A 10,628-nucleotide genomic window follows, 5' to 3' on the forward strand; every position below is an offset into this window, starting at 1 on the left:
CGAGCGCGCCGCTCATCGTGGCGATGGAGTCGCAGTCCCTGCCGTAGTTGACCGAGCCGAGGACCGTACGGCGGTAGTCGCCCGCGCCGATCAGCAGCATCCCGAGCGCCACCGGCAGCTCCTCGATCGCGTGCAGCCGGGAGGGCCGCCGGGCGCCGAGCGACGGCGCGCGGTAGTCGGGGCCCACCGTGTCGAACGGGGCGACCGCCGCGCGCAGCCCGCGCACCGCCGACTCCGCGTCCCGGTGCCTGGACGCCACGTCACACACGGCCTCGATCGCGGCGCGGGTGCCGTCCTTGGCGTGCGCCAGACAGGTCTCGACGACCGTGGCGGGCGTCGCGCCCGGCAGACACGCGGCGGCGACGGCAGCCGCGAACACCCCGGCCGCCTCGCGCCCGTACGACGACTGGTGCGGGGCCGCCACCTCCAGCGCCTCCGCGTACGCGGCCCGCGGATGGGCGGCGTTGACCAGCCCGACGGGCGCCATGTACATGGCCGCGCCGCAGTTGACGATGTTGCCGCTGCCCGCCTCGCGCGGGTCGACATGGCCGTAGTGCAGCCGGGCCACGATCCACTTCTCGGCGAGGAAGATCCGCTGGAGCGGCAGTGCCTCGGCCTCCAGCTCCGGGATCCAGCGCGGGGTGGTCATCAGCTCGGGGACGAGGTGGTCGGCGACCGCGTAGGCGTCGAGGTGGCCCCGTACCGTCTCGTAGACCCTGACCAGCGCGTGGGTCATCAGGGTGTCGTCCGTGACGTGTCCGTCGCCCTTGTGGTAGGGCGCGACGGGCCTGGCCGTGCGCCAGTCGTCGTCCCACGGTCCGACGATGCCGGTGACCGGGCCGCCGTGCCGCTCGGTGATCTGCTCGGGGGTGTGGCCCTCGACGGGACCGCCGAGCGCGTCACCGACGGCCGCGCCGATCAGGCAGCCGGCGATCCGGTCGTCGAGCGTGGGCCCCGGTGAGGGCGGGTGCGTCGTCATGCCCGAATTGTCCACCGGGGCGGGTGGTCGCGCGGCGCTGCGGACCCCGGCGAGTTCCCCGTGCCCCCGACCGCGCTCAGGGCCGGAACCCGCTGGTTAGGCAGGCTTTCCTTGCTGGCGGGGACGGTTTTTCGTGCGTACTTTCGACCGTGCTGTGTACGTCGCCGAAGGGGAGCAGAACCATGACCGTCACCGAACCGGAAGCGACGCCGCGCGGAACAGCGCAGGAGGCGCCGCAGCCGGCCCACCACGACCAGCACACCCACCGCGACGTGACCGGCGGCTGGCTCCGCCCCGCCGTGTTCGGCGCCATGGACGGGCTCGTCTCCAACCTGGCCCTGATGACCGGCGTCGCCGGCGGTGACGTCTCGCGGCACACCATCGTGATCACCGGCCTCGCCGGGCTCGCGGCCGGCGCCTTCTCGATGGCCGCGGGGGAGTACACGTCGGTGGCCTCGCAGCGCGAGCTGGTCCAGGCGGAGCTGGAGGTGGAGCGCACGGAACTGCGCAGGCACCCCGACGACGAGCTGGCCGAGCTGGCCGCGCTCTACGAGTCGCGCGGGGTGGAGCCCGAGCTGGCCCTGCGGGTCGCCGAGCAGCTGTCAGCCGACCCCGAGCAGGCCCTGGAGATCCACGCCCGCGAGGAGCTGGGGGTCGACCCCGACGACCTGCCGTCACCGACCGTCGCCGCCGTGTCGTCGTTCGGTTCGTTCGCGCTGGGCGCCCTGCTGCCCGTACTGCCGTACCTGCTGGGCGCGACCCAGCTGTGGCCCGCCCTGCTGCTGGCGCTGGTCGGCCTCTTCACCTGCGGCGCGCTGGTCGCCCGCGTAACGGCACGCAGCTGGTGGTACAGCGGGCTGCGGCAGCTTCTGCTCGGCGGGGCCGCCGCCGCGCTGACCTACGGGCTCGGGGCGCTGTTCGGCGCCGCCGTCTGATCCGCCGCCGTCCGCCCCGCATCCGCGCACACCGCGATGACCTGCTGTGACGCACGTCCCTGCGCGATCGGGGCGTGCGGGTGGGACACTATGGCAGGCGCCTCGGACAGACCTGTTACACGGCGGTTTCGACTCCGCGATGACCGGGCATGACCCGTAGGCGCTACGGGCAACGAGGCCCGCGCCCGGGCGGACGACGATCTGTCCAGACTTTGAGCCACCTCCACCGCGATGCGGTGTCCGCATGTTGGAATGACTTATCCGCTTCCTGAGAAGTGTCCCATCATGTAACCTGCTCGAAATTTCTTGGAGGGCCAACGTCGTCCCTCGGTTATTGCATATGCCACGACGACGACGGGAGAGCCGATGCGTTCCCACGCCTGGTCGCCCATGGACGGTCGCCCCGCCCCGCAAGGGATGTACGACCCCCGTAACGAGCACGACGCCTGTGGCGTCGGGTTCGTGGCCACCCTCACCGGTGTAGCCGGCCACGCCCTGGTCGAGCAGGCGCTGACCGTACTGCGCAATCTCGAACACCGCGGCGCCACAGGCTCCGAGCCCGACTCCGGCGACGGCGCCGGAATCCTGCTCCAGGTGCCGGACGCCTTCTTCCGCGAGGTCACGGAATTCGAGCTGCCCGAGGCAGGCTCGTACGCCGTCGGCATCGCCTTCCTGCCCGCGGTCGACTACGAGGACGCCGTCTCACAGATCGAGACGATCGCCGTCGAGGAGGGCCTGACGGTCCTCGGCTGGCGCGACGTCCCCGTCGCCCCGCAGATGCTCGGCTCCATCGCCCGCGCGACGATGCCGGTCTTCCGCCAGCTCTTCGTCGCCGACGGCACGAGCACCGGCATCGCCCTCGACCGCAAGGCGTTCCTGCTGCGCAAGCGCACCGAGCGGGAGGCCGGGGTGTACTTCCCCTCGCTCTCCGCCCGGACGATCGTCTACAAGGGCATGCTCACCACCGGCCAGCTGGAGCCGTTCTTCCCCGACCTGTCCGACCGCCGGTTCGCCACGGCCATCGCGCTGGTCCACTCCCGCTTCTCCACCAACACCTTCCCGAGCTGGCCGCTCGCCCACCCGTACCGCTTCGTCGCGCACAACGGCGAGATCAACACGGTCAAGGGCAACCGGAACTGGATGAAGGCCCGCGAGTCCCAGCTGGGCTCCGACCTCTTCGGCCCCGAGAAGCTGGAGCGGATCTTCCCGCTCTGCACCCCCGACGCCTCCGACTCCGCGTCCTTCGACGAGGTCCTGGAACTGCTCCACCTCGGTGGCCGTTCGCTGCCGCACTCGGTGCTGATGATGGTCCCCGAGGCGTGGGAGAACCACGACTCCATGGACCCGGCCCGGCGGGCGTTCTACCAGTACCACGCCACGATGATGGAGCCCTGGGACGGCCCCGCCTGCGTCACCTTCACCGACGGCACGCAGGTCGGCGCCGTGCTCGACCGCAACGGGCTGCGCCCGGGACGCTACTGGGTCACCGACGACGGCCTCGTCGTCCTCTCCTCCGAGGTCGGCGTCCTCGACATCGACCCCGCCAAGGTCGTCCGCAAGGGCCGCCTCCAGCCGGGCCGGATGTTCCTCGTCGACACCGTCGAGCACCGCATCATCGAGGACGACGAGATCAAGGCGACCCTCGCCGCCGAGAAGCCGTACGAGGAATGGCTGGCGACCGGCGAGATCGAGCTGGAGGACCTGCCCGAGCGCGAGCACATCGTGCACACCCACGCCTCGGTCACCCGCCGCCAGCAGACCTTCGGCTACACCGAGGAAGAGCTGCGCGTCCTGCTCGCCCCGATGGCACGCGCGGGCGCCGAGCCGATCGGCTCCATGGGCACCGACTCGCCCATCGCGGCGATCTCCGCCCGCCCCCGGCTGCTCTTCGACTACTTCACCCAGCTGTTCGCGCAGGTCACCAACCCGCCGCTGGACGCCATCAGGGAAGAGCTGGTCACCTCGCTGCGCTCGTCCCTCGGCCCGCAGGGCAACCTGCTGGAGCCGACGGCCGCGTCCTGCCGCAGCGTCACCCTGCCGTTCCCGGTGATCGACAACGACGAGCTGGCCAAGCTCGTGCACATAAACGCGGACGGCGACATGCCCGGCATGAAAGCCGCCACGCTCTCCGGTCTCTACCGCGTCAGCGGCGGCGGCGAGACGCTCGCCGCCCGTATCGACGAGATCTGCGCCGAGACCGACGAGGCGCTGGAGTCCGGCGCCCGGATCATCGTGCTCTCCGACCGGCACTCCGACGCCGAGCACGCCCCGATCCCGTCCCTGCTGCTCACCGCCGCCGTGCACCACCACCTCATCCGCACCAAGCAGCGCACCCAGGTGGGGCTGCTCGTCGAGGCCGGCGACGTGCGCGAGGTGCACCACGTCGCGCTGCTCATCGGCTTCGGCGCCGCCGCCGTCAACCCGTACCTCGCGATGGAGTCCGTCGAGGACCTGGTGCGCGCCGGCACGTTCATCGAGGGCCTGGAGCCCGAGCAGGCCATCCGCAACCTGATCTACGCGCTCGGCAAGGGCGTCCTGAAGGTCATGTCCAAGATGGGCATCTCGACCGTCGCCTCCTACCGGGGCGCCCAGGTCTTCGAGGCCGTCGGCCTGGACGAGGAGTTCGTCGAGCGGTACTTCTCCGGCACCACCACCAAGATCGGCGGAGCGGGACTCGACGTCGTCGCCCAGGAGGTCGCGGCCCGGCACGCCAAGGGCTACCCCGCCTCCGGGATCTCCGCGAGCCACCGCAAGCTCGACATCGGCGGCGAGTACCAGTGGCGCCGCGAGGGCGAGCCGCACCTCTTCGACCCCGAGACGGTCTTCCGGCTCCAGCACGCCGCGCGCTCGCGCCGCTACGACATCTTCAAGAAGTACACCGACCGGGTCAACGAGCAGTCCGAGCGGCTGATGACGCTGCGCGGCCTGTTCAACTTCGCCTCGGCGCGCGAGCCGATCTCCATCGACGAGGTCGAGCCGGTCTCGGAGATCGTCAAGCGCTTCTCCACCGGCGCCATGTCGTACGGCTCGATCTCCCAAGAGGCGCACGAGACCATGGCCGTCGCCATGAACCAGCTCGGCGGCAAGTCCAACACCGGCGAGGGCGGCGAGGACGCCGACCGGCTGTACGACCCGAAGCGCCGCTCGTCGATCAAGCAGGTCGCCTCCGGACGGTTCGGCGTCACCAGCGAATACCTGGTCAACGCCGACGACATCCAGATCAAGATGGCGCAGGGCGCCAAGCCCGGCGAGGGCGGTCAGCTGCCCGGACACAAGGTCTACCCGTGGGTCGCCAAGACCCGGCACTCCACCCCGGGCGTCGGCCTGATCTCCCCGCCGCCGCACCACGACATCTACTCCATCGAGGATCTCGCCCAGCTGATCCACGACCTGAAGAACGCCAACCCGCAGGCCCGCATCCACGTGAAGCTGGTCTCCGAGGTCGGCGTCGGCACCGTCGCCGCCGGTGTGTCCAAGGCACACGCCGACGTGGTGCTCATCTCGGGCCACGACGGCGGCACGGGCGCCTCACCGCTCACCTCGCTCAAGCACGCGGGCGGCCCCTGGGAGCTGGGCCTCGCCGAGACCCAGCAGACGCTGCTGCTCAACGGGCTGCGCGACCGCATCGTCGTGCAGACCGACGGCCAGCTCAAGACCGGCCGTGACGTCGTCATCGCCGCCCTGCTGGGCGCCGAGGAGTTCGGCTTCGCGACGGCGCCGCTCGTCGTCTCGGGCTGCGTCATGATGCGCGTCTGTCATCTCGACACCTGTCCCGTCGGCATCGCCACCCAGAACCCGGTCCTGCGGGAGCGGTTCACCGGCAAGGCCGAGTACATCGTCAACTTCTTCGAGTTCATCGCCGAAGAGGTCCGCGAACTCCTCGCCGAGCTGGGCTTCCGCACCCTCGAAGAGGCCGTGGGACGCGCCGAGCTCCTCGACACCGAGCGGGCGCTCAACCACTGGAAGGCCCAGGGCCTCGACCTGCGCCCGCTCTTCCACGTGCCGCTGCTCGGCGAGGGCACCGCACGCCACCGCACCACCGAGCAGGACCACGGCCTGGGCAAGGCCCTCGACAACGAGCTGATCAAGCTCGCCGCCGACGCCCTGGGCGCCGAGAGCGCCGAGGCGGCCCAGCCGGTGCGCGCGCAGATCGCCATCCGCAACATCAACCGCACCGTCGGCACGATGCTGGGCCACGAGGTGACGAAGAGGTTCGGCGGCGCGGGACTGCCCGACGACACCATCGACATCACCTTCACCGGCTCGGCCGGCCAGTCCTTCGGCGCCTTCCTGCCGCACGGAGTGACCCTGCGGCTCGAAGGCGACGCCAACGACTACGTCGGCAAGGGCCTGTCCGGCGGCCGGGTCGTCGTACGGCCCGACCGCGGCGCCGACCACCTCGCCGAGTACTCGACCATCGCGGGCAACACCATCGCCTACGGCGCCACCGGCGGCGAACTGTTCCTGCGCGGCAGGACAGGCGAGCGGTTCTGCGTCCGCAACTCCGGCGCCACGGTGGTCGCCGAAGGCGTCGGTGACCACGGCTGCGAGTACATGACCGGCGGCCACGCCGTCGTGCTCGGCGAGACCGGACGCAACTTCGCGGCCGGCATGTCCGGCGGTATCGCCTACGTCATCGACCTCGACCCGGACAACGTCAACTCCGGGAACCTGTCGGCCGTCGGCCCGCTGGACGACGCGGACAAGCAGTGGCTGCACGAGGCGGTACGCCGCCACCAGGAGGAGACGGCCTCCACCGTCGCCGGGCGGCTGCTCGACGACTGGGACACCGCCGTCACCCGCTTCAGCAAGATCATCCCCACTACGTACAAGGCAGTGCTCGCCGCCAAGGACGCCGCCGAGCTGGCCGGACTCTCCGAGACCGAGACCACCGAGAAGATGATGGAGGCGGCGACCAATGGCTGACCCGAAGGGCTTTCTCACCACCGGGCGGGAAATCGCCACCTCCCGCCCGGTCGAGGAGCGCGTCAAGGACTGGAACGAGGTCTACGTTCCCGGCTCGCTGCTCCCGATCATCAGCAAGCAGGCCGGGCGCTGTATGGACTGCGGCATCCCGTTCTGCCACCAGGGCTGTCCGCTGGGCAACCTGATCCCCGAGTGGAACGACTACGCGTACCGGGAGGACTGGCAGGCGGCCATAGAACGGCTGCACGCCACCAACAACTTCCCCGAGTTCACCGGGCGGCTGTGCCCCGCGCCCTGCGAGTCGGCGTGCGTGCTGTCCATCAACCAGCCCGCCGTCACCATCAAGAACGTCGAAGTCTCCATCATCGACAAGGCGTGGGAGAGCGGCGACGTCACCCCACAGCCCCCCGAGCGGCTGTCCGGCAAGACCGTCGCCGTCATCGGCTCGGGCCCCGCGGGACTCGCCGCCGCCCAGCAGCTCACCAGGGCCGGACACACCGTCGCCGTGTACGAGCGCGCCGACCGTATCGGCGGACTGCTGCGCTACGGCATCCCCGAGTTCAAGATGGAGAAGTCCCACATCAACCGCCGCATCGAGCAGATGCGCGCCGAGGGGACCAAGTTCCGCACCGAGGTCGAGGTCGGCCGTGACGTGAACGCCGCGAAGCTGCGCAAGCGGTACGACGCCGTCGTCATCGCCGCCGGCGCCACCGTCTCGCGCGACCTGCCGGTCCCGGGCCGGGAGCTGAACGGCATCCACTTCGCGATGGAGTACCTGCCGCCGTCCAACAAGGTGCAGGAGGGCGACCTCACGGTCTCCCCGATCAACGCGGCGGGCAAGCACGTCGTGGTCATCGGCGGCGGCGACACCGGCGCCGACTGCGTCGGCACCGCCCACCGCCAGGGCGCGGCCTCCGTCACCCAGCTGGAGATCATGCCCAGGCCCGGCGACGCGCGCGCCGACCACCAGCCGTGGCCGACGTTCCCGATGCTCTACAAGGTCACCTCGGCGCACGAGGAGGGCGGTGAGCGGGTCTACTCCGTCTCCACCACGCACTTCGAGGGCGACGAGGACGGCAACGTCCAGTACCTGCACCTCACCGAGGTCCAGTTCAAGGACGGCAAGCTCGACCCGCGGAGCGGCACCGAGCGCAAGATCCCCGCGCAGCTGGTCACGCTCGCCATGGGCTTCACCGGGACCGACCAGTCCAACGGACTCGTCGAGCAGTTCGGCCTCGAACTCGACGGGCGCGGCAACATCGCGCGGGACGCCGACTTCGCGACCAACGTCCCCGGCGTGTACGTTGCCGGTGACGCGGGCCGCGGCCAGTCCCTGATCGTGTGGGCCATCGCCGAGGGCCGCTCGGCGGCGCGCGGCGTCGACAGCTACCTGACGGGGGCCAGCGACCTGCACGCCCCGATCAGGCCCACGGACCGCGCGATGATGGTCTGAAACAAGACGTCCCGTACAAAGGCGTACGGGCGGTGTCGGCCCGGGGGACGTCCTCCGGACCCTCCGCAAGACGCGGCGCCTGCCCCCAGTCCCCGACCGGACGACGGCAGGCGCCGTGGCATGTGGACGGATGCGCACCGATGACGACGGATGTGGATCACCGGCGTGTCCCCGCCCGTCATTCACCGCCGGGGCATGCTAGGCTGACTGCGTTGCAGTTTTGGTACCCATGAACTTTATGTGCGCCTGACGGGATTGCTACCTCTCCTCTTCAGGCGCATTGTTGTTTCTGCCGGTTTTCTCCGGATGGGGCTCAATGCGGCGACGAGGAATTCGTAAAGTGCGGATTTCCGGCTCTGCACCTGTTTTAGGAGAATGACATGGCTACAGGCACAGTGAAGTGGTTCAACTCGGAAAAGGGCTTCGGCTTCATTGAGCAGGACGGCGGCGGCGCCGACGTCTTCGCCCACTACTCGAACATCGCCACCCAGGGCTTCCGCGAGCTCCAGGAGGGCCAGAAGGTCTCGTTCGACGTCACGCAGGGCCAGAAGGGCCCGCAGGCGGAGAACATCGTCCCGGCCTAATTGCCTGGACGCGTACCTCGTAAGCCGGGGCCTGCACCTGCACGGTGCGGGTCCCGGCTCGCGCTGTCCCTAGTGCCGTTCCCGCTCCCGGCGAAACTCGCCCTGTCGCGGTCCCCGGCACGCGTGCTCGCCGTCTTGGCCATCAGTCCCCGACCGCTCGCGGAAAACACGAGGGCTCCCGGCCGGCCAGCGCACACACGCCCCGGACCCGCTGTTGACAGGCACCTCGCCGGTCACGGCGCTAGGCCCAGAAAGGCTTTACCGAATGACTCGACCCGAACGCCAGGACCGTGCTGGAAGAACAGCAGGCAAGCGCCCGGTGAATTCACGTACCAGGGGTGCCGCGAAAGGCGTGTCGAAAGCTCCCGCCCGCCGCGCCCCCGCCCGTCCGCAGGAATTCACCCTGCCGGAGACCCTTACCCCCGCACTGCCCGCGGTCCAGGCTTTCGACGAGCTGGACATGCCGGCGGGACTGCTGAAGACGCTGACCGCCCAGGGTGTGACGGAACCTTTCCCCATCCAGGGCGCCACCCTGCCGAACGCCATCGCCGGCCGTGACATCCTCGGCCGCGGGCGCACAGGCTCGGGCAAGACCCTCGCCTTCGGCCTCGCGCTCCTCGCCCGTACGGCGGGCCGCCGCGCCGAGCCCAAGGCCCCCCTGGTGATGGTGCTGGTCCCCACCCGCGAGCTGGCGCAGCAGGTGACGGACGCGCTCACCCCGTACGCCACAGCGGTGAACCTGAAGATCGCCACCGTCGTCGGCGGTCTCTCCATCTCCAAGCAGGCGGGCCAGCTGCGGCGCGGCGCCGAGGTGCTCGTCGCCACGCCCGGCCGGCTCAAGGACCTCATCGAGCGCGGCGACTGCCGGCTCGACCAGGTGACCATCACCGTCCTCGACGAGGCCGACCAGATGGCCGACATGGGCTTCATGCCGCAGGTCACCGCGCTGCTCAAGCAGGTGCAGCCGGACGGTCAGCGGATGCTGTTCTCGGCCACGCTGGACAAGAACATCGACCGGCTGGTGAAGCAGTACCTCACCGACCCCGTCGTGCACTCCGTCGACCCGTCCCAGGGTGCGGTGACCACGATGGAGCACCACCTGCTGTACGTCCTGGACGAGACGGACAAGAAGGCGGTGACCGTGCGCATCGCCGCGCGCGAGGGCCGCGTCCTGCTGTTCCTCGACACCAAGCGGTCCGTCGACCGGCTGGTGAAGCGGCTGCTGGCCAGCGGTGTACGCGCCTCGGGGCTGCACGGCGGGCGTTCCCAGCCGCAGCGCAACCGCACCCTCGACCAGTTCAAGACAGGACAGGTCACCGCGCTCGTCGCGACGAACGTCGCCGCGCGCGGTATCCATGTGGACGACCTGGACCTGGTCGTCAACGTGGATCCGCCCGTCGACCACAAGGACTACCTGCACCGCGGCGGCCGTACGGCCCGCGCGGGGGAGTCCGGCAGTGTCGTTACGCTGGTCCTGCCCGAGCAGCGCAGGGAGATGAGCCGGCTGATGTCCGACGCCGGTATCGCCCCCAGGTCCGCCAGCATCAAGTCGACCGACGAGGAGCTGGCCCGGCTCACCGGCGCGCGGGAGCCCTCCGGGGTCGCCGTCATCGTCGATGTGCCGCAGCCCGTCGTCCAGGGCAAGCAGAAGCCCCGCACCTCACGCCCGGCCCGCTCGGGCACCCGTGGCGCGGGACGCGGCTCGGGCGGGTCCGGCGGCTCCGGCGGTACGGCACGGGCCGGCGCGACCG

The 10,628-nt window shown here is 70.4% G+C and carries 6 protein-coding genes; 5 read left to right on the forward strand and 1 reads right to left on the reverse strand.

The genetic code is table 11. The annotated features are described in order from the left end of the window. Window positions 1–979 (reverse strand): ADP-ribosylglycohydrolase family protein (locus HY68_RS20035; RefSeq protein WP_041990799.1); only part of this gene is annotated, 979 nt, incomplete at its 3' end. 182 nt (window positions 980–1,161) lie between these two features. Here HY68_RS20035 and HY68_RS20040 point away from each other — a divergent pair. The 5 genes from HY68_RS20040 to HY68_RS20060 all read left to right on the forward strand — a co-directional run. Continuing rightward, window positions 1,162–1,914 (forward strand): VIT1/CCC1 transporter family protein, encoded by a 753-nt coding sequence (locus HY68_RS20040; protein WP_041990800.1) that lies wholly within the window; start codon window positions 1,162–1,164, stop codon window positions 1,912–1,914. 366 nt (window positions 1,915–2,280) lie between these two features. After that, complete coding sequence (gene gltB / locus HY68_RS20045) at window positions 2,281–6,840, forward strand: glutamate synthase large subunit (RefSeq protein ID WP_078863691.1); 4,560 nt, start codon at window positions 2,281–2,283, stop codon at window positions 6,838–6,840. Further along, window positions 6,833–8,293 carry a glutamate synthase subunit beta gene (locus HY68_RS20050; RefSeq protein WP_041990805.1) on the forward strand — a complete coding sequence of 487 codons (1,461 nt, stop codon included), beginning with the start codon at window positions 6,833–6,835 and terminating at the stop codon, window positions 8,291–8,293. The genes gltB and HY68_RS20050 overlap by 8 nt, the downstream gene beginning before the upstream one ends. Before the next feature lie 380 nt (window positions 8,294–8,673). Then, window positions 8,674–8,877, forward strand: coding sequence for a cold-shock protein (locus HY68_RS20055; protein ID WP_015607926.1), 204 nt, complete (start codon window positions 8,674–8,676; stop codon window positions 8,875–8,877). A gap of 265 nt (window positions 8,878–9,142) precedes the next feature. Next, on the forward strand, window positions 9,143–10,628 hold a 1,486-nt coding region (locus tag HY68_RS20060), incomplete at its 3' end, for a DEAD/DEAH box helicase (protein WP_063779663.1).

This window comes from Streptomyces sp. AcH 505, from assembly GCF_000818175.1.
GTDB lineage: Bacteria > Actinomycetota > Actinomycetes > Streptomycetales > Streptomycetaceae > Streptomyces.